The organism is Serratia sp. Nf2 (genome assembly GCF_003028435.1).
Taxonomy (GTDB): Bacteria; Pseudomonadota; Gammaproteobacteria; order Enterobacterales; family Enterobacteriaceae; genus Serratia; species Serratia marcescens_L.
Map to the genome: position 1 here is coordinate 144,452 of NZ_PYTW01000012.1, position 23,116 is coordinate 167,567.

The 23,116-nt window shown below is 61.4% G+C and carries 21 protein-coding genes; 16 read left to right on the forward strand and 5 right to left on the reverse strand.

The window, feature by feature from the left end; genetic code table 11:
* The first annotated feature begins 118 nt into the window (after positions 1–118).
* Together C9411_RS22975 and add are read left to right on the forward strand one after the other, a co-directional pair.
* Complete coding sequence (locus tag C9411_RS22975) at positions 119–1,054, forward strand: nucleoside hydrolase (protein WP_107227996.1); 936 nt, start codon at positions 119–121, stop codon at positions 1,052–1,054.
* A gap of 14 nt (positions 1,055–1,068) precedes the next feature.
* Positions 1,069–2,061 carry an adenosine deaminase gene (gene add / locus C9411_RS22980; protein ID WP_063991770.1) on the forward strand — a complete coding sequence of 331 codons (993 nt, stop codon included), beginning with the start codon at positions 1,069–1,071 and terminating at the stop codon, positions 2,059–2,061.
* Positions 2,062–2,089: 28 nt separating this feature from the next.
* On the opposite strand, the gene C9411_RS22985 is transcribed toward add, so the two are convergent.
* Positions 2,090–3,289, reverse strand: coding sequence for an NAD(P)/FAD-dependent oxidoreductase (locus C9411_RS22985; RefSeq protein ID WP_107227997.1), 1,200 nt, complete (start codon positions 3,287–3,289; stop codon positions 2,090–2,092).
* Between the two features lie 300 nt (positions 3,290–3,589).
* On the opposite strand from C9411_RS22985, the gene pitA reads away from it, so the two are divergent.
* Positions 3,590–5,092: an inorganic phosphate transporter PitA gene (gene pitA, locus C9411_RS22990; RefSeq protein WP_063991745.1), complete on the forward strand. Its 1,503-nt coding sequence runs from the start codon at positions 3,590–3,592 to the stop codon at positions 5,090–5,092.
* Between the two features lie 80 nt (positions 5,093–5,172).
* On the opposite strand, the gene uspB is transcribed toward pitA, so the two are convergent.
* Positions 5,173–5,508 carry a universal stress protein UspB gene (gene uspB / locus C9411_RS22995; RefSeq protein ID WP_016930435.1) on the reverse strand — a complete coding sequence of 112 codons (336 nt, stop codon included), beginning with the start codon at positions 5,506–5,508 and terminating at the stop codon, positions 5,173–5,175.
* 439 nt (positions 5,509–5,947) lie between these two features.
* Here uspB and C9411_RS23000 point away from each other — a divergent pair, with 439 nt between their 5' ends.
* The 13 genes from C9411_RS23000 to C9411_RS23060 all read left to right on the forward strand — a co-directional run bounded on the left by C9411_RS23000 (position 5,948) and on the right by C9411_RS23060 (position 19,700).
* Positions 5,948–6,721 (forward strand): SDR family oxidoreductase, encoded by a 774-nt coding sequence (locus C9411_RS23000; protein ID WP_107227998.1) that lies wholly within the window; start codon positions 5,948–5,950, stop codon positions 6,719–6,721.
* A 65-nt stretch (positions 6,722–6,786) separates the two neighbouring features.
* Entirely contained in the window at positions 6,787–7,056 is a 270-nt protein-coding gene (locus C9411_RS23005) for a hypothetical protein (RefSeq protein ID WP_063991747.1), read from the forward strand.
* Positions 7,049–8,803: a monovalent cation:proton antiporter-2 (CPA2) family protein gene (locus C9411_RS23010; protein WP_107227999.1), complete on the forward strand. Its 1,755-nt coding sequence runs from the start codon at positions 7,049–7,051 to the stop codon at positions 8,801–8,803. The genes C9411_RS23005 and C9411_RS23010 overlap by 8 nt, the downstream gene beginning before the upstream one ends.
* A 5-nt stretch (positions 8,804–8,808) precedes the next feature.
* Complete coding sequence (locus C9411_RS23015) at positions 8,809–9,390, forward strand: DUF924 family protein (RefSeq protein WP_197817126.1); 582 nt, start codon at positions 8,809–8,811, stop codon at positions 9,388–9,390.
* A gap of 48 nt (positions 9,391–9,438) precedes the next feature.
* Positions 9,439–10,347 carry a LysR family transcriptional regulator gene (locus tag C9411_RS23020; RefSeq protein ID WP_063991750.1) on the forward strand — a complete coding sequence of 303 codons (909 nt, stop codon included), beginning with the start codon at positions 9,439–9,441 and terminating at the stop codon, positions 10,345–10,347.
* 267 nt (positions 10,348–10,614) lie between these two features.
* Positions 10,615–11,052 carry a universal stress protein UspA gene (gene uspA, locus C9411_RS23025; RefSeq protein WP_004930988.1) on the forward strand — a complete coding sequence of 146 codons (438 nt, stop codon included), beginning with the start codon at positions 10,615–10,617 and terminating at the stop codon, positions 11,050–11,052.
* 199 nt (positions 11,053–11,251) lie between these two features.
* A complete protein-coding gene (gene gdhA / locus C9411_RS23030) occupies positions 11,252–12,595 on the forward strand; it encodes an NADP-specific glutamate dehydrogenase (protein ID WP_033649380.1) in 1,344 nt (447 codons plus the stop codon).
* 329 nt (positions 12,596–12,924) lie between these two features.
* Positions 12,925–13,911 carry an autoinducer 2 ABC transporter substrate-binding protein gene (locus C9411_RS23035; RefSeq protein WP_033636379.1) on the forward strand — a complete coding sequence of 329 codons (987 nt, stop codon included), beginning with the start codon at positions 12,925–12,927 and terminating at the stop codon, positions 13,909–13,911.
* A gap of 105 nt (positions 13,912–14,016) precedes the next feature.
* Positions 14,017–15,516: a sugar ABC transporter ATP-binding protein gene (locus C9411_RS23040; protein WP_063991753.1), complete on the forward strand. Its 1,500-nt coding sequence runs from the start codon at positions 14,017–14,019 to the stop codon at positions 15,514–15,516.
* Positions 15,509–16,498 (forward strand): ABC transporter permease, encoded by a 990-nt coding sequence (locus tag C9411_RS23045; RefSeq protein WP_063991754.1) that lies wholly within the window; start codon positions 15,509–15,511, stop codon positions 16,496–16,498. Before C9411_RS23040 ends, C9411_RS23045 begins: the two co-directional genes overlap by 8 nt.
* 1 nt (position 16,499) lies before the next feature.
* Positions 16,500–17,453 carry an ABC transporter permease gene (locus C9411_RS23050; protein ID WP_049202888.1) on the forward strand — a complete coding sequence of 318 codons (954 nt, stop codon included), beginning with the start codon at positions 16,500–16,502 and terminating at the stop codon, positions 17,451–17,453.
* 10 nt (positions 17,454–17,463) lie between these two features.
* Positions 17,464–19,101 carry an FGGY-family carbohydrate kinase gene (locus C9411_RS23055; protein WP_063991755.1) on the forward strand — a complete coding sequence of 546 codons (1,638 nt, stop codon included), beginning with the start codon at positions 17,464–17,466 and terminating at the stop codon, positions 19,099–19,101.
* Positions 19,101–19,700, forward strand: a complete 600-nt coding sequence (locus C9411_RS23060; protein ID WP_060433490.1) for an SIS domain-containing protein — start codon at positions 19,101–19,103, stop codon at positions 19,698–19,700. Before C9411_RS23055 ends, C9411_RS23060 begins: the two co-directional genes overlap by 1 nt.
* Before the next feature lie 28 nt (positions 19,701–19,728).
* Here C9411_RS23060 and rsmJ read toward each other — a convergent pair whose 3' ends face one another.
* The 3 genes from rsmJ to C9411_RS23075 all read right to left on the reverse strand — a co-directional run bounded on the left by rsmJ (position 19,729) and on the right by C9411_RS23075 (position 23,106).
* On the reverse strand, positions 19,729–20,475 hold the full coding sequence (gene rsmJ / locus C9411_RS23065; RefSeq protein ID WP_063991756.1) for a 16S rRNA (guanine(1516)-N(2))-methyltransferase RsmJ: 747 nt from the start codon (positions 20,473–20,475) through the stop codon (positions 19,729–19,731).
* Between the two features lie 8 nt (positions 20,476–20,483).
* A complete protein-coding gene (gene prlC / locus C9411_RS23070; protein ID WP_107228000.1) occupies positions 20,484–22,526 on the reverse strand; it encodes an oligopeptidase A in 2,043 nt (680 codons plus the stop codon).
* A 118-nt stretch (positions 22,527–22,644) separates the two neighbouring features.
* On the reverse strand, positions 22,645–23,106 hold the full coding sequence (locus C9411_RS23075; protein WP_107228001.1) for an HIT family protein: 462 nt from the start codon (positions 23,104–23,106) through the stop codon (positions 22,645–22,647).
* Positions 23,107–23,116 lie beyond the last annotated feature (10 nt).

Below are 23,116 nucleotides of genomic sequence, written 5' to 3' on the forward strand. Positions count from 1 at the left end.
ATCTTTTCGGCTGCGCCCAGAATAGCCGGGGCGCTTCAGAAAGAAACAGGACATCTGACCTTTTTCACCCTAAGCCGCGTGGGTATGTTCTCCTGAAGACCAACCAGGGGAGATTGATATGCGACATATTTTGATAGATACCGATACCGCCTCCGACGATGCCGTCGCCCTGCTGATGGCGTTGCGCGAGCCTGACGTGAGGGTGGAAGCGATCACCACGGTCGCAGGCAACTGCCCGCTTGAACAATGCGTCAAAAATGCGCTTATCTGCGTGGAAAAAGCGGGAACCTATACGCCCCCGGTTTATGCCGGCATGGCGAAACCGCTGTTCCGAACGCGTTATCACTCGCACCACATTCACGGTGAAGACGGCATGGGCGACATGGCCTTGCCCGATCCACAGCTGACCGCCGCACCCATTCATGCCGTAGACGCCATCATCGACTGCGCCGCACGGCTCAATGGCGAGCTGGAAATCGTCACCCTCGGGCCGCTGACCAATCTTGCGATGGCGGTGCTGAAAGCGCCCGCGCTGGCCGAACAAGTGAAAAGGGTTTATGTCATGGGCGGTTCCGGGCTGACGCCCGGCAATATCACTCCGCTGGCCGAATTTAATTTTTACGTCGACGCCGAAGCCGCGCATGTGGTGCTCACTGCCGGGCTGCCACTCACCCTTGTCGGCTGGGAAATCGGCATGGGGGAAGCATTTATCGACCAACGCGATATAGCACGATTGAATGATCTCAGCGATCTGGGGCGCTTTGCCGTGCGCTGCAACCGCACGCTGATGGCGTTCAACGCCGGGCGCACCGAGCGTAAAGGCTTTGATTTGCCCGATCCGACCACCATGGCGGTGGCGCTCTACCCGGACATTGTCGAGACCAGTCTGGAGGCGTATTCCTGGGTAGAATATAAAAGTGAACGGTCTTACGGCCATTACGTCATTGATTCCACCCACCTGACCGGCGAACCGGCCAATGCGCGCGTGATTACCCGCATTAAACCCGGCCTGTTTAAAGAAAAACTGTTCTCACTGTTATCTCACCGCGAATGAAAGAGGTGGCTGCCATGAATTTCGATCCGAGCAAATTAAAAAAAGTGGAATTACACGTCCATTTAGATACGTGCTTGAGCTACCACTATGTCAAAAAGATCGACCCGCAATTAACCAGAACGGCCTTTAATCGGCAATTTATCGCGCCGAAGCGATGCGCCGATCTGGGGGACTTTTTAAGCAAGATCGCGCCGCAAATAGACCTCTTGCAGACGCGCCAGGCGATAGCGCTGGCCGTCGATGACTTGTTCGCGCAGCTGGCGACAGATAACGTCATCTATGCGGAAGTGCGCTTTGCCCCGCTGCTGCATACCCGGATGGGATTAAGCGGTGAAGCGGTGGTCGAGACGGTGCTCGCCGCGATGCATGACGCCGCGCAAACTTACGGCGTCGCCGCCGGGCTGATCCTGTGCACGCTGCGGCATTTCGATGCGGCCGCCAGCCTGCAAACCGCCGGGCTCGTGATTAACTATCTGGGCCGCGGCGTGGTCGCGCTGGATTTGGCCGCCGACGAAGCGCGTTACCCGCTGGCCAATCACATAGCGGCCTTTCGGGCGGTGCGCGAAGCCGGCGGCAACGTCATCGCCCACGCCGGCGAGGCGAAGGGCGCCGACAGCGTACGGGAAACGCTGGATAGGCTGCAGGTGTCGCGCATCGGCCACGGCGTCAGGAGCATCGAGGATGCTGCGCTTATCGAGCGCCTGATAGCCACCGGCGTCCTGCTCGAGATCTGCCCCAGCTGCAATCTCGTCTGCAATCTGTTCGACAGCATCGACAGTCACCCGATAGACCGGCTGAAAAGAATGGGAGTGCGGCTGAACGTGAATACCGATGCGCGCACCGTCGCCGATACCACGCTGAACAAGGAGTACCAGCTGTTGCATGACGCCTTCGGCTGGCAGGATGACGATTTTAACCGCAGCAACCGACAGGCGCTGGAGGCGAGTTTTCTCGACGGCGACACTAAAATGAAATTAATGAATCAGCTCAAGGCCGGGTCAATGTGACCCGGCACGTTTCAAGGCTGAGCAGGTTTTAACGCCCCTGTGCCGCCAGCGCCTGGGCGCAGGCCCAGGCCGAGCTCCACGCCCACTGGAAGTTGTAACCGCCCAACCACCCGGTCACATCCACCACTTCGCCGATGAAGTAGAGCCCCGGCGCCTTGTGGGCCTCCATCGTCTTGGAGGAAAGTTCACTGGTGTCGACGCCACCGAGCGTCACTTCCGCCGTGCGGTAGCCTTCGGTGCCGTTCGGCTGCACGCGCCAGTTCTGCAACAGATCCACCAGCGCCGCCTGCTGCGGCGCATTCAGCTGCTTCAGCGTGGCCTCCGGCAGTTGTCCCAGGGTCTGCAAGCACTCCACCAGCCGCTTCGGCAATTGCAGCGCCAGGGTGTTTTTCAGGCTTTGGTTCGGGTGCTCTCGGCGTTGATCATCCAGGAAGGCCGCCAAATCCAGCTCAGGAAGTAAGTTAACGCTCACATACTCACCCGGTTGCCAGTAGCTGGACAGCTGCAGCACCGCCGGGCCGGACAGGCCGCGATGGGTAAACAGGATGCTTTCACGGAAGCTGACACCGTTCTCGGCGGTGATCACCGCCGGCACCGAGACGCCGGACAGCGTCTGCACATGCTCCAGCAGCGGCTTATGCAGGGTAAAAGGCACCAGCCCGGCGCGCGTCGGCAGCACCTTGAGGCCGAACTGCTCCGCCAGTTTGTAACCGAACGGCGAAGCGCCCAGCCCCGGCATGGACAATCCGCCGCTGGCCACCACAAGTGAGCGAGCACTCACTTTTTCACCATTCAGCGCCAGCGAGTAGCCATGTTCGGTTTTCTCCACGCCCAGCACTTCGCTGCGCAGGCGCATCGTCACCTGGCCCAGCTCGCACTCTTTGACCAGCAGATCCACCACCTGCTGCGCCGAGTCGTCGCAGAACAGCTGCCCCAGCGTTTTTTCATGGTAGGCGATGCCGTAGCGGTTGATCAGATCGATGAAGTCCCACTGGGTGTAGCGCGCCAACGCCGACTTGCAGAAGTGCGGGTTGTTCGACAGATAGGCCGCCGGCTCGGCGTACATATTGGTAAAGTTGCAGCGCCCGCCGCCGGACATCAGGATCTTGCGGCCCGGTTTTTTGCCGTTGTCGAGCAGCAACACGCGGCAACCGAGTTGCCCCGCCTGCGCGGCGCAAAACATGCCGGCGGCGCCCGCCCCAATCACTACGACATCAAACTGTTCCACCTGAGCCTCACTTATCAAAACCACAATCGCGACAAAAGAGCGCCATATTACGCCGTTTCGCCGCCGGTCACCGCCAAATTCACGGCGGCAGATTGTAAAGCCCCGGCGTCGCCAACGCCATAGTAAGAAAATATTACAGAGGTCAGAGGAGATTAACGCGTTGATATTCCATATTTTTGTTATAGGCGCGTCATCGTTTCGTCATGTCCAAATCAAAAAAACGTCATATTTTCCTTTTCCCCGGCCCCGGTTGTCACTGATAATGCGCGGCGTTCATGTCCACAAACTGGCGTAACGCTTATGCTGCATTTGTTCGCTGGCCTGGATTTCCATACCGGCCTGATGTTAATTCTCGCATTGTTGTTCGTGTTGTTTTATGAAGCCATCAACGGTTTTCATGATACGGCCAATGCGGTCGCTACAGTTATTTATACCCGCGCCATGCGCTCGCAACTTGCGGTCGTGATGGCAGGTTTGTTCAACTTTCTTGGCGTAATGCTCGGCGGTTTGAGTGTTGCTTACGCCATCGTCCATTTGCTGCCTACCGATCTGTTGTTGAACGTCAGTTCAGCACACGGATTAGCCATGGTCTTCTCCATGCTGTTGGCGGCAATCATCTGGAACCTCGGCACCTGGTATTTCGGTCTGCCGGCCTCCAGTTCCCATACGCTGATAGGCGCAATCATCGGTGTCGGTTTAACCAACGCCCTGATGACCCACACTTCGGTGGTGGATGCGCTTAACGTCCCGAAAATGATTGGCATTTTCCTTTCTCTGCTGTTCTCGCCGCTGGTCGGCATGATGGTGGCGGGAGTGATGGTGTTCGCCTTGCGCCGCTATTGGAGTGGCACCAAGAAACGCCAGCGTATCCACATGACCCCTGCGGAACGTGAAAAGGTCGACGGCAAACGCAAGCCGCCGTTCTGGACCCGTATCGCACTGATCCTGTCGGCGATTGGCGTCAGCTTCTCGCACGGCGCCAACGACGGCCAGAAAGGCATCGGCCTTATCATGCTGGTGCTGATCGGCGTTGCGCCGGCCGGCTTCGTGGTCAATATGAATGCAACCGGTTATGACATCACCCGTACGCGTGATGCCGTGGCCCACCTGCAGCAATATTACCAGCAGCACGGCGACGCGCTGTCGCATGCGGTGTCGCTGACGCCGCTGGTGCCAAGCCCGGATGACGAAGCCGCGCCTAACAAGCCGGCCGAGTTCCACTGCGACAGTTCGCGCGCCATGCCGGCGATCGAGCTGGCTCAGGGCATGCTGACCAACCTGCAGAGCTACGATCAGCTGACGGTTGACCAGCGCAGCCACCTGCGCCGCCTGCTGATGTGCGTAACCGACACGGCGGATAAAGTCGCCAAGCTGCCGGAAACCTCATCCGCCGACCAGCGCTTCCTGAAGAACCTGCGTCAGGATCTGCTGCAGACCGTCGAGTACGCGCCGATGTGGATCATCGTCGCCGTCGCGCTGGCACTGTCGCTCGGTACTATGGTGGGCTGGAAACGCGTAGCCACCACCATCGGCGAGAAGATCGGCAAGAAAGGCATGACGTATGCCCAGGGCGTATCGGCCCAGATGACCGCGGCGCTGTCGATCGGCGTGGCGAGTTATACCGGCATGCCGGTCTCCACCACCCACGTCCTCTCTTCGGCGGTTGCCGGGACGATGATCGTGGACGGCGGCGGCGTGCAGAGCAAAACCGTGAAGAACATCCTGTTGGCCTGGGTACTGACCCTGCCAATCTCGATTCTGCTTTCCGGTGCGCTGTATTGGGTTGCGTTGAAGCTGATCTAAGCGATAAAAGCGATAAGCATGAGAAAGGCGGCCGCAGGGCCGCCTTTTTTTTTGCCTGCATCAAGGGAAACAGAAAGGCATTAATACCAGATCATCAGCGCTATCAGGCTGATGACCACCAGGCCGCACAGGGCCGAAGTCAGCATAAACTGCCCGCGCACCCGCTCGCAGCGGCGAATAAACTCCGGATCGTGGTGCTCGACATAGCGCTGCGCAAAGATATAGCGCACCAGCCTCAGCTGCTTGCTGGGTTGCCCGTGGGCGGTGAAGAAACCGCCGCCGTCGACGTATTGGTACAGCAACGGGTCACAGCCGCGCAATACCACCAGCAGCGCGCGCAGAGAAGAGTAATACCGCACCATGTTTACCACACACACCACACATAAGGCCCAAAACAGCGCGACGGTACTGATCATGATTGCCCCCTCAAGGCGTTGTTATCCTCGGCCATCCGCCGGGTCCAACCGCCCTACCTCATTACCCGATACTCTGCTGGAGCTTACCGCTCTCATCCCCTTTTTTGCCTGCACGGGCCACGCCCATAACCCACCGCCTCCGGAGACGTTACCGCACCGCACAGAGAGATTTGCACAGCGAGGTTCCACTCAGAGGGGAAATGATGAGGCCCATATCCATCATTGTAGGTTAATGAAACGCAAACTGGCCTGATCAGTGGATAAAATTTACCGCCACGCGCCGGGAAGTCACCCACCGGGCCGTTATAAGTGATAACCGTCCGTCTGCAATTAGTCGTTTTTCCTGGATAGTCTATCCCGCCCCACGCCGCTGATCTTTCGCCCAACGCTGGTTAGACTCAAGTTTCCGTTACATTCACCCGCACCCAAGGAAACTGTTATGGCCAATCATTCAATCAAAGGAAAAACCGTCCTGATCGCCGGCGGCGCCAAAAATCTCGGTGGGCTGATCGCACGCGATTTAGCGGAACAAGGCGCCAAAGCGGTGGTGATCCACTACAACAGCGCCGCCTCCAAAGCCGAGGCGGATAAGACCGTCGCCGCCATCCAGGCCGCCGGGGCGCAAGGCGTCGCACTGCAGGCCGATCTGACCACCGCGGACGCCGTCGAGAAGCTGTTCGCCGATGCGGTCGCCGCCGTCGGCAAGCCGGATATCGCCATCAATACCGTCGGCAAAGTGCTGAAAAAACCCATGGTCGACATCAGCGAAGCCGAGTACGACGAGATGACGGCGGTCAACGCCAAAAGCGCGTTCTTCTTCCTGAAAGAGGCGGGCAAGCATCTCAACGACAACGGTAAAATCTGCACGCTGGTCACTTCGCTGCTCGGCGCCTTTACGCCGTTTTACGCCGCGTACGCCGGCACCAAGGCGCCGGTGGAACACTTCACCCGCGCCGCCGCCAAAGAGTTCGGTGAACGCGGCATCTCCGTGACCGCCATCGGCCCGGGCCCAATGGATACGCCGTTCTTCTATCCGGCCGAAGGCGCCGATGCAGTGGCGTATCACCAAAGCGCAGCCGCGTTGTCACCGTTCAGTAAAACCGGCCTGACCGACATCCAGGATGTGGTGCCGTTCGTTCGCCACCTGGTCAGCGACGGCTGGTGGATAACCGGCCAAACCATCCTGATCAACGGCGGCTACACCACCAAATAACGCTGAATGGGGGCGGCGCGTCTGGCACCGCCCCAGCCAGAAAGCGCAGCGTAGAGGATATTGCAATGCACATGCTGATGGTTATTGGTGGAGGCGTGGTTCTCCTGGGAGTGTTCGTGCTGTTTGGCTGGCTCTGGGGCGCCAGCGCGGCGGGTATGGCGCTGGCGGCCAAAATTTTCGTGCCGGCCTGGCTGCTGATCGCAGGAGTCAATATGTGGGTGGGCGTCGCCCACGCGGGCTACAGCGTGCGGGCAGAATTGCCGATCCTGCTGCTGGTGTTCGCGATCCCCGCCGCCATCGCCGCGCTGGTATTCTGGCGCCTCGTTCATGTCTGAAAGCGCCGGCGATCTGCTCAACGTAGTGACGCTACTGGGCGCCGCGGTGGTGGCCGTGCCGCTGTTCAAACGGTTGGGGCTGGGTTCGGTGCTGGGTTATCTGGCCGCCGGTTTGGCGATTGGGCCGTTCGGCTTCGGTTTGTTCAACGACGCGCAGACCATCCTGCACACCGCCGAGCTTGGGGTGGTGATGTTTCTCTTCGTCATCGGCCTGGAGATGCGGCCTTCTCATCTGTGGAACATGCGGCGCGACATTTTCGGCCTGGGCAGCCTGCAGGTGTTGAGCTGCGGGCTGCTGCTCACCGCCATCGGCGTGGTCTTCGGTTTTTCACTGGCCATCTCGTTCGTTTGCGGCATGGGGTTCGTGCTGACGTCTACCGCCATCGTCATGCAGCTGTTGGGCGAGCGCGGCGACATCGCCAGCCCGCGCGGGCAGAAAATCGTCGCCGTATTGCTGTTTGAAGATCTGATGATTGTCCCGCTGCTGGCGCTGGTGGCGTTCCTCTCGCCGGCCGATTCATCAACGCCGGTATCCAGTTCCGCCTGGGGCGGCATCGCCATCGCCGCCGGTGCGCTGGCCGCGCTGGTGGCGGCCGGCATCTGGCTGCTGAACCCGCTGTTTCGCATTCTGGCGAACGCCAAAGCGCGCGAAGTGATGACCGCAGCCGCGCTGCTGGTGGTGCTCGGCGCCGCTTTGCTGATGCAACTGGGTGGCCTCTCCATGGCCATGGGCGCCTTTTTGGCCGGCGTGCTGCTGTCGGAATCGACGTTCCGCCATCAACTCGAAGCCGACATTGAGCCCTTTCGCGGTTTGCTGTTGGGGTTGTTCTTCCTCGGCGTCGGCATGTCGCTCGATCTGGCCGTGGTGGCGCGCAACTGGCCGCTGATCGTCAGCGGCGTGCTGGCGATGATGTTGATCAAAGGCCTGTGCATCTACTGCGTGGCGCGGTTGGCGAGAAGCTCGCACGGCGATGCTCTCGACCGTGCCGTGCTCATGGCACAAGGGGGAGAATTCGCTTTTGTGCTGTTCGCCGCCGCGCTGGCCAACCATGTGCTGCCAGCGGAAACCAACGCCAACATGACGGCCGTCGTGGTGCTGTCGATGGCGTTGACACCGCTGGTGGTGCTGATTCACCAACGGCTGCGCGCCTCGTCCGGCGCCTCGTTGGACGGCGCTGAACAGCCCGCAGGCTTGACCAACAGCGTGCTGATCGTCGGATTCGGCCGCTTTGGCCAGATAGTCAGCCAGCACGTTTTGGCGATGGGCGCCGATATCGCCATCATCGACCACGAACCCCAGGTTGCCCGCGACGCGCAAGAATTCGGCTTCAAGGTTTACTATGGCGACGGCGCACGCATAGATGTGCTGCATGCGGCAGGTGCCGATCACGCCCGCGCCATCTTGGTTTGCCTTGACGATCCGCTCGCTGCCACGCAGATTGTCGAACACGCCAAAAGCCATTTCCCACAAGCCCGCGTGCTGGCTCGCGCTTACGATCGCGAACATGCCATCGCTTTGATCAAGGCAGACGTGGATTACCAAATTCGCGCCACCTTCGAGTCCGCCATGTCTTTCGGGCATGAGGCCGTCATGGCATTGGGCACCGATCCGGAAACCGCTACGGACCTGATGGCCGAACTACGGCGCAAGGACGCCGAACGTTTGGCGATGGAAGTGTCCGGCGGCATTTACGCCGGCACATCGATGATTTTGGGCAATGCGCCGACCAAAACGAAGAAGGAATGACTGGCATGCAGACCTTTTTCCGCCGGCGCAGCGATGCGCTCGCGGCCGATAATCAAACGGCCGATGAGATGATTCGGTTTTGGCGAGACGCCGGCGCCGGTCAATGGTTCCGGCAGGATCTGCGCTTCGACCAACATTTTCGTACACGCTTTTTGGGCCTGCATCTGGCGGCGGCCCGGCGTGAACGTGACGACTGGCTCAAAGCGCCGGAAAGTGCGCTGGCGCTGATAATCCTGCTCGACCAATTTCCACGCAATGCTTTTCGCAATACCGCCCACATGTACGCCACCGATCCGCTGGCACGCCGCTTCGCCCGCATCGCCGTTACGGCGAGCTACATGCAGGCCGTCGAGCCGGCGTTGCGCCTGTTTTTTTGCCTGCCGTTCGCCCACTCGGAAAATCTCGCCGATCAGGATCTGTCCGTAGCGCTAAACTCTCAACTGGGGTCGGCCGAACGTGCGCATGCCGAGGAGCACCGCGATATCATCCGCCGTTTCGGTCGTTTCCCGCATCGCAATCGGCTGCTGCTGCGCGATACGACTGAGCAGGAGCAAGCCTTCCTGGAACAAGGAGGGTTTTCCGGATAACTCCGCTGGAAGACATTAAACGACAACAAGGACAATACAGGCGCACCAATGGACAGATTCAATCAATACCGCGTATTCGTACAGGTGGCGGAAATGGGCAGCTTTATCCGGGCGGCCCATGCGCTGGAGATACCGCGCGCCTCGGTATCCGCCGCCGTGCAACAACTCGAAACGCAGCTGGGCGTGCGCCTGCTGCACCGCACCACGCGGCAGGTGCGGCTGACCGCCGACGGCGAACAACTGCTCGAGCGGCTGCGCCCGCTGCTGGCCGAGGTGGAAGACATCGATCAGTCATTTCAGGCCAGCCAGCGCCAGGCCTCCGGCCGGCTCAGCGTCGACGTGCCGAGCCGCATCGCCCGCCGGATGATCGCCCCGGCGCTGCCCGGCCTGCTGCGGCGCCACCCTCATCTGCAGCTGGTGCTCGGCTCCGCCGATCGCGCCATCGATCTGGTCCAGGAAGGGGTCGACTGCGCGGTGCGCGTCGGCGATCTGCACGACAGCAGCCTGGTGATGCGCCCGCTCGGCCATATCGCGCTGATCAACTGCGCCAGCCCCGCCTACCTGAGCGAATTCGGCCATCCGCGCCAGCCCGGCGATCTCGTCGAGGGGCACTGGAGCATCGGCTACGCCTCGCCCAAAACCGGCCGTGAGTCCCCTTGGGAATACCTGACCGACGACGGCCATACGCAACGGCTCGAACTGCCCAGCCGGGTGGTGGTCAACAACGCCGAAAGCTACATCGCCTGCTGCCGCGCCGGGCTGGGGCTGATGCAGATCCCGCGCTACGACGTGCAACACCTGCTCGACGCCGGTGAACTGGTAGAAGTCCTGCCCGGTTACCGCGCCGCCTCCATGCCGATCGCCCTGATCTACCCCCATCGCCGCCAGCGATCGCGCCGCCTGGCGGTGTTTCATGAGTGGTTTGAAAGCCTGCTGCAGCCGCATCTGGAGCGCTGATTGCACATTTAGCGCTATACTTTGTTTAATAACGCTTATAATTCAAGCGGTCAGACCGTCAGCATCCGCATAACCCATAGGCTTTTACGCCGCGCGGGTGTACAACGAAAGGTATCGGGCGGAGAGATTTTCGATGCGGCGCAGTGTGATCGCCCCAACATATCATTGCGTTATCCGAATGATACTATGGAACCAAAAGCGCCAGGCGGGTAAACGGAACGCCTGCTAACCCTTTTTAATCGGCATGTTTATGGAAGGAGTATTCTTATGGCTTACAAACACATACTGATCGCGGTGGACCTATCCCCGGAAAGCAAGATCCTGGTAGAAAAAGCCGTCTCGATGGCGCGGCCGTACAACGCTAAAGTTTCTCTGATCCACGTCGATGTCAACTATTCCGACCTCTATACCGGCCTTATCGACGTCAATCTCGGCGACATGCAAAAACGCATCTCCGAGGAAACCCATCAGGCGCTGACCGAACTGTCGCAGAACGCCGGCTACCCGATCACCGAGACCCTGAGCGGCAGCGGCGATCTGGCGCAGGTATTGGTCGATGCCATCAAGAAATACGACATGGACCTGGTGCTGTGCGGCCACCACCAGGACTTCTGGAGCAAGCTGATGTCTTCCGCTCGCCAGCTGATCAATACCGTGCACATCGATATGCTGATCGTGCCGCTGCGCGATGAAGAAGACGAATAAAGTAAGCACTTGCTAACTTAATTGCCCAACGCCCGCGCCCTGCGGGCGTTTTTCATGCCGCCATGCCGATTAATCGCTTGATAATCAACCGCCCTCCGATGATATAGTCGCTAAAGACACAACATCCTCCCCCGGGCATCGCCTATACCCATATCTATAAGAAATAGCGGGGGAAATTTAATGCGAAAAGGAGTTATCCATGGAATATGCCGTATCGGTAGAGTCTTTCCTGTCCTCGTTACAACGCCATAACCCCCACCAGCCGGAATATTTGCAGGCGGTGCGCGAAGTATTCACCTCGCTGTGGCCGTTTATCGAACGCAACCCGCGCTATCGCGAACAGGCGCTGCTGGAGCGCCTGGTGGAGCCCGAGCGCGTCATTCAGTTCCGCGTCAGCTGGGTGGACGATCGCGGCCAGGTGCAGGTCAACCGCGCCTTCCGCGTACAGTTCAACTCGGCCATCGGCCCCTACAAGGGCGGCATGCGCTTCCACCCGTCGGTAAACCTGTCGATCCTGAAGTTCCTCGGTTTTGAGCAGACCTTCAAGAACGCGTTGACCACCCTGCCGATGGGCGGCGGCAAAGGCGGTTCCGATTTCGATCCCAAGGGTAAAAGCCAGGGCGAGATCATGCGCTTCTGCCAGGCGCTGATGACCGAGCTGTACCGCCATCTGGGGCCGGACACCGACGTGCCGGCCGGCGATATCGGCGTCGGCGGCCGCGAAGTCGGCTTTATGGCCGGCATGATGAAAAAACTGTCCAACAATACCGCCTGCGTATTTACCGGTAAGGGCCTCTCCTTCGGCGGCAGCCTGATCCGCCCCGAGGCGACCGGCTATGGTCTGGTGTACTTCACCGACGCCATGCTGCAGCGCCACGGCCTGGGCTTTGAGGGCATGCGGGTGGCGGTATCCGGCTCCGGCAACGTGGCGCAGTACACCATCGAGAAAGCGCTGGAACTGGATGCGCGCGTGATCACCGTGTCGGATTCCGGCGGCACCCTGGTGGACGAAGACGGCTTCACCACCGAGAAGCTGGCGCACCTGGCGGAGATCAAAAACCAGCGTTATGGCCGGGTGGCGGACTATGCCCGCGAACGCGGCCTGACCTATCTGGCCGGCCAGCAGCCGTGGAACGTGCCGGTGGATATCGCCCTGCCGTGCGCCACCCAGAACGAACTGGATCTCGAGGCGGCGCAGACGCTGATCCGCAACGGAGTGAAGGCGGTCGCGGAAGGCGCCAACATGCCGACCACCATCCAGGCCACCGACGCCTTCCTCGACGCCGGCGTACTGTTCGCGCCGGGCAAGGCGGCCAACGCCGGCGGGGTGGCCACCTCGGGGCTGGAGATGGCGCAAAACGCCGCGCGCATCGGCTGGCGGGCAGAGAAAGTGGATGTACGTTTACAACATATCATGGCCGATATTCACCACGCCTGCGTGGAATACGGCGGCGAAGGCAAGCAAACCCACTACGTGCACGGCGCGAATATCGCCGGTTTCGTCAAGGTCGCGGACGCCATGCTGGCGCAGGGCGTGCTGTAATCCGCCTTAAAGGTGATCTTGTTCACACATCGATTAAATGCTTCAATGCCGGCCTCTGCGCCGGCATTTTTTTATGCTTTCACGCCATCCAAATGATGCCGATACGTTAAATAAAAGTTAATAATAGGTTATTTATTGCTTCTTAATCGGTAGTAAATTTACCACCACCAAATAATTAAACATTTATTTAACATTAAATACGCCATTATTTTACTTAAATGTGCGCAGATCACATTTCATTAACTTCAGCTACGCCCCCTCTTCCATTCCTTTGTAATCTGCAGCGGTGGAAAAACCGCCACCCCTACAGATAAAAAAAGGTACAGCTAATGAAATTTAACCTCGCATTATTAAATGCATGTGTGGTTTCTGCGTGCATGTTATCGACAACACCTGTGTTCGCCGCTGATAAGTATGAGATTGCCGTGGTCGCTAAAGTGACCGGCATTCCGTGGTTCAACCGCATGGAAGTGGGCGTCAACGAAGCGGCGAAAAAACTCGACGTCAACGCCTACCAAACCGGCCCTTCTACGCCGGATCCGGCCGCGCAGGTCAAGGTGATTGAGGATCTGATCGCCAAGAACGTCAACGCCATCATCGTGGTGCCGAACGACGCCAAGGTGCTGGAGCCGGTGCTGAAAAAAGCGCGCGACAAAGGCATCGTGGTGCTGACCCATGAATCCCCGGACCAGCAGATCGGCCAGTGGGACATCGAGACCATCGACAGCGAGAAATACGCGCAGGCCAACGTCGATGAGCTGGCGAAAGACATGGGCGGCAAAGGCGGCTACGCGATCTACGTCGGCTCGCTGACCGTGCCGCTGCACAACGCCTGGGCCGACTCCGCCATCAAATACCAGAAAGAAAAATACCCGGACATGTTTGAAGTCACCTCGCGCCTGCCGGTGGCGGAAAGCATCGACAAATCTTACGCCACCACGCTGGATCTGATGAAAACCTATCCGCAGATGAAGGGCATCATCGGCTTCGGCTCGCTCGGCCCGATCGGCGCCGGCCAGGCGGTGGCCAAGAAACGCGCCAAGGACAAGATCGCGGTAGTGGGCATCGCCATGCCGGCGCAGGCCGCCCCTTACCTGATGCGCGGCGACATCAAGAAAGCGCTGCTGTGGGATCCGAAAGACGCCGGTTATGCGCTGGTGACGGTGGCCGACCAGCTGCTGCAGGGCAAGGAAGTGAACAAAGACCTGTCGATCGAGGGCCTCGGCAAGGCCGACGTCGACATGGAACACAAAGTGATTCGGTTTAATAAGATTTTGGAAGTGACCAAAGACAACGCCCAATCGCTTGGATTCTGATTTTTCGCGTAATTTCGCCACACCGGGAAAGTAGTTAAACCCTCGTAGGGGCGCAGCATTGCTGCGCCCAGGGCTTCGGCCGCTACGCAAGCACAGGTTAACGTTATGACAGCCTCCCCCGCATTTATCACCCTGGAGAATATCAGCAAGCGATTCCCAGGCGTGCTGGCATTAGACCAGATCAACCTGACGCTGAATAAAGGCGAAGTGCACTGCCTGGCCGGGCAAAACGGCTGCGGCAAAAGCACCATCATTAAAATCATCTCCGGCGTCTATCAGCCGGAAAAAGGCGCCAACATTTCGCTGGAAGGCAAACTCTTCCACGCCCTGACGCCGCAGCTGTCCGGTTATTACGGCATACAGGTGATCTACCAGGACCTGTCGCTGTTCCCCAACCTGACGGTGGCGGAGAACATCGCCATCCACCGTTACCTGCCCGGCGGCCATTTCTGGGTGCGCAAGCGGGTGATGCGCCAGACGGCACTCGACGCCATGGCACGGGTCGGCATACGCATCGATCCCGATAAAAAGGTGGAAAAACTGTCGATCGCCGATCGGCAGCTGGTGGCGATTTGCCGCGCCATCGCCGCCGAGGCGCGGTTGGTTATCATGGACGAACCGACCGCCTCGCTGACCCGCCAGGAGGTCGACGGCCTGCTGCGGGTGGTCAACGAGTTGAAGGCGGCCGGCATCTGCGTGGTATTCGTCAGCCACAGATTGGACGAAGTGATGGAAGTCGCCGATCGCATCAGCGTGATGCGCGACGGCAAGCTGGTAGGCACCTGGCCGGCCAGCGAACTGGACAGCCATGAACTGGCGTTCCTGATGACCGGCCAACGCTTCCACTACAGCCCGCTGCCGCCGCTGCCGCCGGCCGAACAGGCACCGCTGCTCGAGGTGCGCAACCTCAGCCGCGGCGAGAAATACCGCAACGTCAATCTGGCGCTGCGCGGCGGCGAGATCGTCTCGATCGTCGGCCTGCTCGGCGCCGGCCGTACCGAACTGTGCCTCAGCCTGTTCGGCATGACGCGACCCGACAGCGGCGAGATCCGCATCGAGGGCCGGGCGGTGCAACTGCACAACAACCGCGAAGCGGTGCGCCACGGCATCGGCTATGTGTCGGAGGATCGCCTGACGCAGGGGCTGATCATGGAACAATCAATCTACGACAACACCATCGTCACCGTCTTCGATCGGCTGCATACCTCGCTCGGGCTGTTGGATCACGCCAAGGCGACCGAGCTGGTCAACCGGCTGATCCGCGATCTGAACATCAAGGTGTCCGACAGCGCATTGCCGGTGAAAACCCTGTCCGGCGGCAACGCCCAGCGCATCGCCATCGCCAAATGGGTGGCGACCCAGCCGAAGATCCTGATCCTCGACTCACCCACCGTCGGCGTGGACATCGCCAACAAAGAGGGGATCTACCAGATCGCCCGCGATCTGGCGCAGCTGGGCATGGCGGTGCTGATGATCTGCGACGAGATCCCGGAAGCCTATTACAACAGCCATCGGGTGATGGTGATGCGCAAGGGCGAACTGATCGCCGAGTTTGCGCCGCACCAGAGTACCGAGCAACAGATCGCCGAGGTGGTGAATGGATAAGTCATTATTGGCCCGCCTGGCCGGGCGGCACGAGTTTTATCTCGGCCTGTTGGTGCTGCTGCTGGCGATCGGCCTGAGCGCCGGCACCGACGAATTTCTGACGCTCGGCAACCTGACCGACGTCGCCACCAGCTACGCCATTCTCGGCATCCTGGCCTGCGGGCTGTTCGTGGTGCTGATCGCCGGCGGCATCGACATTTCGTTCCCGGCGGTCACCGCCATCGCCCAGTATGTGATGGCCAGCTGGGTGATCCAGCACGGCGGCAGCTTCCCGCTGGCGTTCGCCCTGGCGATTGGCGTCGGCCTGCTGCTCGGGCTGGTGAACGGTTTCCTGGTGTACTGGCTGAAAGTGCCGGCGATCATCATCACCATCGCCACCCTTAACCTGTTCTACGGCCTGCTGGTGTACGTCACCAACGGCACCTGGCTGTACGGCTTCCCGGACTGGTTCATGAACGGTATCAACTGGTTCTCGTTCCAGGGCGCCGACGGCTACGACTACGGCCTGACGCTGCCGCTGCTGTGCCTGCTGGCGACCATCGTCGTCACCGGCGTGCTGATGAACCGCACCCGGCTGGGGCGCCAGATCTACGCCATGGGCGGCAACCGCGACGCGGCATCGCGCCTGGGGTTGAACCTGCTGCGGCTGCATTTTTGCGTCTACGGCTACATGGGCATTCTGGCCGGCGTCGCGGCGGTGGTGCAGGCGCAGATTACCCAGTCGGTAGCCCCCAATTCTCTGCTCGGCTTCGAGCTGACGGTATTGGCGGCGGTGGTGCTGGGCGGTACCAGCATGAGCGGCGGCCGCGGCTCGTTGACCGGCACCCTGCTCGGCGTGGTGCTGCTGGCCTTCCTGCAAAACGGGCTGACGCTGCTCAGCGTCTCGGCCTATTGGCACCAGGTGTTCAGCGGCGCGATCATTTTGATCAGCATCAGCACCACCGCCTGGAACGAAAAACGCAAGCTGCTCAAGGAGATCTGACATGACGCAGTTAACTCGGTTGATCCCAAGCGATCGGATCATTCGCCTGCAGGGCGCGATCATCATCGCGGTGGCGCTGCTCTTCGCCGGGCTGCTCGGATCGCGCTTCTTCAGCCTCGGCAACTTCCAGTCGATCGCCTCGCAGCTGCCGATCCTCGGCCTGCTGGCGCTCGGCATGGGCATCACCATGCTGACCGGCGGCATCAACCTGTCGATCATCGCCGGCGCCAACGCCTGTTCGCTGGTGATGGCGGCGATCATCGTCAGCCATCCCGACCAGCCGCTGTTCCTGGTGCTGGCGCTGTTGGCCGGCCTGCTGGTGGCGGTGGCGATCGGCGCGCTGAACGGCGCGCTGGTGGCCTGGATCGGCGTCTCGCCGATCCTCGCCTCGCTCGGCACCATGACGCTGATCACCGGCCTGAATATCCTGCTGTCCAACGGCGCGGTGATCTCCGGCTTCCCGGCGGCGATTCAATTTCTCGGCAACGGCGCCGTGCTCGGCGTGCCGGTGGCGCTGATCCTGTTCCTGCTGGTGGCGGCCGGGCTGTGGCTGCTGCTGGAGCACACCACGCTGGGCCGCAGCCTGTACCTGATCGGCTCCAACGAGCAGGCTACCCGCTTCAGCGGCGTGAATACCGCGCGGGTGCAGATCGCGGTGTATATCCTGTCGGCGCTGCTCGGCTGGGGCGCCGCGCTGCTGATGATGGCCAAGTTCAACTCGGCCAAGGCCGGCTACGGCGAATCTTATCTGCTGGTGACCATTCTGGCCTCGGTGCTGGGCGGCATTAATCCGGACGGCGGTTTCGGCCGTATTCTGGGGCTGGTGCTGGCGCTGATCGTGCTGCAAATGTTGGAAAGCGGCCTCAATCTGCTGGGGGTCAGCAGCTACCTGACCATGGCCCTGTGGGGCGGCGTGCTGATCCTGTTTATCGCGTTACAGAATCGAAAAGCCTGAGGAGAAAATAATGGCGAGCTATTTTATTGGCGTAGATGTGGGCACCGGAAGCGCGCGCGCAGGCGTATTCGATCTCAACGGCCGCATGGTCGGCCAGGCCAGCCGGGCCATCGATCTGTACCGGCCGAAGGCGGATTTCGTCGAGCAGTCGTCGGATAACATCTGGCAGGCGGTGTGCAATGCGGTGCGCGACGCGGTCAACCAGGCCGACATCAACCCGATCCAGGTCAAGGGGTTGGGCTTCGACGCCACCTGTTCGCTGGTGGTGCTGGATAAAGAGGGCAAGCCGCTGACCGTCAGCCCCTCTGGCCGCACCGAACAGAACATCATCGTGTGGATGGATCACCGGGCGATCGCCCAGGCCGAGCGCATCAACGCCACCAAACACCGGGTGCTGGACTTCGTCGGCGGCATTATCTCGCCGGAGATGCAGACGCCGAAACTGCTGTGGCTGAAACAGCACATGCCCACCACCTGGGCCAACGCCGGCTACCTGTTCGATCTGCCGGACTTCCTCACCTGGCGCGCTACCCAGGACGCCACCCGCTCGCTGTGTTCGACGGTGTGCAAGTGGACCTATCTCGGCCACGAACAGCGCTGGGACAAGAGCTACTTCCAGCAGATCGGGCTGGAAGACGTGCTGGAACATGACGCGGCCAAGATCGGCAGCGATGTCAAAATGATGGGCGAGCCGCTGGGCCACGGCCTGACCCAGCGCGCCGCCAGCGAGATGGGGCTGATCGCCGGTACGGCGGTGAGCGTGTCGATCATCGACGCCCACGCCGGCACCCTCGGCACGCTGGGCGCCACCGGCGTCTCCGGTGAGGTGGCCGACTTCAACCGCCGCGTCGCGCTGATCGGCGGCACCTCTACCGGCCACATGGCGATGTCGCGCACCGCGCGCTTTATCGGCGGCGTCTGGGGGCCGTATTACTCGGCGATCCTGCCGGAATACTGGCTGAACGAGGGCGGCCAGTCCGCCACCGGCGCACTGATAGACCACGTCATCCAGTCGCACCCGTGCTACCCAGAGCTGCTGGCGCAGGCGAAAACCCAGGGGCAGACCATCTATGAGGTGCTGAACGCCATTCTGCGCCGCATGGCCGGCGAGCCGGAGAATATCGCCTTCCTGACGCAGGACATCCATATGCTGCCGTATTTCCACGGCAACCGCTCGCCGCGCGCCAACCCGACGCTGACCGGCATCCTGACCGGGCTGAAGCTGTCGCGCACGCCGGAGGACATGGCGCTGCACTACCTGGCCACCATTCAGGCCATCGCGCTCGGCACCCGCCACATCATCGAAACCATGAACCACAGCGGCTACTGCATCGACACCATCATGGCCAGCGGCGGCGGCACCAAGAACCCAATCTTCGTGCAGGAGCACGCCAACGCCACCGGCTGCGCCATGCTGTTACCGGAGGAGAGCGAAGCGATGCTGCTCGGTGGCGCCATGATGGGCACCGTGGCGGCGGGCGTGTTCGACACCCTGCCGGAGGCAATGAGCGCCATGAGCCGCATCGGCAAGACGGTCACGCCGCAGACCAACCAGATAAAAAGCTACTACGACCGCAAATACCGGGTATTCCACGAGCTGTACAACGACCACATGAAATACCGCCGGTTGATGCAGGAGGAGGCGTGATGCAGCAGGAATGGCGGCAGGCCGTGCAGGGTTGGCAAACCTACAGCCAGGAGCTGGCGCAGCTGGGCGAGCGCCTCGACGCACGCACCTGGCAACGGCTGCTGGCGTTGCTGGCCGACTGCCGCGGTAAAATCGCCGTCACCGGCGTCGGCACCTCGGGAATTGCGGCGCGCAAGATAGCCCACATGCTGGCCTGCGTGGAACGGCCGGCGGTCTACCTCGACGCCACCGGCGCGGCGCACGGCGATCTGGGTTTTCTGCGTGCCGACGATCTGCTGATCCTGATCTCGCGCGGCGGCAACTCCGACGAACTGACCCGCCTGCTGCCGACGCTGCAGGCCAAGGGCGTGACGCTGATCGCGGTGACGGAAAACCCGCATTCCGCCATCGCGCAGGCGGCGCAGCTGACGATCGCCACCGGAGTGCAAAAGGAGATAGATCCGCTGAACATGCTGGCCACCACCTCAATTGTGCTGGTGCTGGCGATCTTCGACGCCGCCTGCGCCTGCCTGATGGCGCGCAGCGGTTACGACAAGGACACCTTGTTGGCGGTGCATCCGGGCGGCGGCGTGGGGAAAAGCTTGCGGGAGGAAAACTGAGGGCCCGACACGGCGGGCCCGGCAGACATTACAGGGGCATGTAGATATCGAAACGGTGGCTTTTGGTCAGCGTGGCGGCGTGCGCCGGCACGTCGGCCAGCGGCGGCGCGTAGTCCGGGCGTTTCACCACCACGCGCTTGGTCGCCAAACGGCGCGCCGGCTCCAGCAGGCCGTCGGCGTCATCGTCGCTGCCCACCAGCGATTGAAACACCCGCATCTCTTTCTTCACCAGCGCGCTTTTCTGCTTGTGCGGGAACATCGGATCGAGATACACCACCTCGGGGCGCGGGCTGAGATCCACCAGCGCCGTCAGGCTGGAGGCGTGCAGCAGCGTCAGGCGCTCGCGCAGCCACGGGCCGATTTCCGCATCCTGATAGCCGCGCTGCAGGCCGTCGTCCAGCAACGCCGCCACCACCGGATTGCGCTCCAGCATCCGCACCCGGCAACCCAGCGCCGCCAGCACGAAGGCGTCGCGCCCCAGCCCGGCAGTGGCGTCCACCACGTCCGGCAGATAGCTGCCCTTGATGCCGACCGCTTTGGCCACCGCCTCGCCGCGGCCGCCGCCGAAGCGGCGCCGGTGCGCCATGGCGCCGGTGACGAAATCGACGTAGATCCCGCCGAGCTTCGGCTCGTCGCGCTTGCGCAGCTCCAGCCGCTGCGGGGTCAGTACCAGCGCCATCGGCGCGTCGTCGTCGGACGTCAGTTGCCAGCGCTGCGCCAAAACAGACAAGGCGCCGGGATCGGCGCCTGCTTCACACAATAAACACACGCTCACGTGTCGGGTTATCCTTTAATGCCGTAATGGCGCAGCATAGCATCCAGCTGCGGCTCGCGGCCACGGAAGCGTTTGAACAGCGCCATCGGCTCTTCCGAACCGCCGCGCGACAGAATGTTGTCGAGGAAGGATTTGCCGGTTTCGGCGTTGAAGATCCCCTCTTCTTCGAAGCGCGAGTAGGCGTCTGCCGACAGCACTTCCGCCCACAGGTAGCTGTAGTAACCGGCCGCATAGCCGCCGGCGAAGATGTGGCTGAAGGCGTGCGGGAAGCGGCCCCAGCTCGGCGAAGGCACCACCGCCACCATTTTCTTCACTTCCGCCAGCGTCGGCAGGATCTGCGCGCCTTTTTCCGGGCTGTATTCGAAGTGCATGCGGAAATCGAACAGGCCGAACTCCAGCTGGCGCAGGATGAACAGCGCCGCCTGGTAATTCTTGGCCGCCAGCAGCTTGTCGAGCATGGCCTTCGGCAGCGGCTCGCCGCTCTGGTAGTGGCCCGAGATAAACGCCAGCGCTTCCGGCTCCCAGCACCAGTTTTCCATAAACTGGCTCGGCAGTTCGACCGCATCCCACGGCACCCCGTTGATGCCGGAGACGCCGGCGGTATCGATCTGCGTCAGCATGTGATGCAGACCGTGGCCGAACTCGTGGAACAGCGTGGTCACTTCGTTATGGGTGAACAGCGCCGGCTGGTCGCCCAGCGGGCGGTTGAAGTTGCAGGTCAGGTAAGCGACCGGTTTTTGCAGCGTGCCGTCGGCCTTGCGCAGGCTGCCGACGCAGTCGTCCATCCAGGCGCCGCCGCGTTTGTTTTCGCGGGCGTACAGATCGAGGTAGAAGCTACCGCGCAGCTCGCCGTTAGCGTCGAACAGATCGAAGAAACGCACGTCCGGATGCCAGGTTTCCACGTCTTTACGCTCTTTAGCGGTGATGCCGTAGATGCGTTTCACCACTTCGAACAGCCCTTCCACCACCCGCTGCTCCGGGAAGTACGGGCGCAGCTGCTCGTCGCTGATGGAGAACAGGTGCTGCTTCTGTTTTTCGCCGTAATAGGTGATGTCCCAGGCGTCGAGCTCGTCCACGCCATAGTGCTGTTTGGCGAAGGCGCGCAGCTGCGCCAGCTCTTGCTCGGCCTGCGGGCGGGCGCGCTTGGCCAGATCGCTCAGGAAGCCGATCACCTGCTCCGGGCTCTCCGCCATTTTGGTCGCCAGCGACTTGTCGGCGTAGGTGTCGAAGCCCAGCAGCTGAGCCAGCTCGTGGCGCAGCGCCAGCGTTTCCGCCATCACTTCGCTGTTGTCCCATTTGCCGGCGTTCGGCCCCTGGTCAGAGGCGCGGGTGGCGAAGGCGCGGTACATCTCTTCACGCAGCGCGCGGTTGTAGGCATAGGTCAACACCGGCAGGTAGCTCGGCATGTCCAGCGTCAGCAGCCAGCCGTCCTGCTCTTTGGCCTGCGCCATCGCCTGTGCCTGCGCCAGGGCGCTCTCCGGCAGGCCGCTCAGCTCGGCTTCGTCGGTAATCAGTTTGCTCCAGCCCATGGTGGCGTCGAGCACGTTGTTGCTGTAGGTGGAACCCAGTTCGGACAGGCGCGCGACGATCTCGCCGTAGCGCTGCTGTTTATCCGCCGACAGGCCGATGCCCGACAGTTCAAAATCGCGCAGCGCGTTGTCCACCGCCTTGCGCTGCGGCACGCTCAGCGCCTCGAACGCCGCGCCTTCTTTCAGGCTGCGGTAGGCCTGGTACAGCCCTTCGTGCTGGCCGACCCAGGTGCCGTACTCGGACAGCAGCGGCAGCGCCTGTTCATAGGCGGCGCGCAGCTCCGGGCTGTTTTTCACCGAGTTCAGGTGGCCGATCGGCGACCAGATGCGCGACAGGCGATCGTCCGACTCCGCCAGCGGCTGACACAGATTATCCCAGGTGAACGGCCCCGGCTGCGCGACCACGCGCTCTACCGCGGCGCGACAGTCCGCCAGTGCGGATTGCACCGCAGGCACGATATCTTCAGGGCGGATCGCCGAGAACGGCGGCAGGGAAAACGGGGTCAGCAACGGATTTGTCATAGGGCAGTCCTGATTAGCGTTGGGGCCCGCCGCGGGGGCGAGCCTTAAAATGCGTATGAATCTCTAACATGGAGCCAGACAACAGGAAAATCAATGCCCGGCGTTGATCGTTCGTGCCTTAAACGGCGCTTTGGCGGATGCGGGCGGCCAGCGCCGCCAGTTGTTCGTCGTCGGCGCGCGCGGCGTCGTGGGAGGAGATATAGCCCTCGTAACGTTCGAAAAACTTCGGCGAGGTCGATTCGATCGGCCGCCACTGTGCCAGCGACGCGGTGCCGTGCAGCGGGATCAGTTTGGCGTGTACATGGTCGACGCCGTAGCCCTCGAACACCATGCCGCAGCGGCCGACGTCGTCGAATGCGCGATCCAGCTGCTTCGCCACCCGCTTGGTCGCCAGCATCAGCGCGCTCAACACCTCGTCCGGCAGGTCAAAGGCGTAGCTCGGGTGGTGTGCCTTGGGGATCACCACGCTGAAACCGTCGGTGTTGGGAAAGATGGACAGGAACGCCAGATGGTCGTCGTCTTCCCAGATTTTATGGCACGGCGCCTTGCCCGCCACGATATCGCAAAAAATGCAGCTCATATCGCCTCCA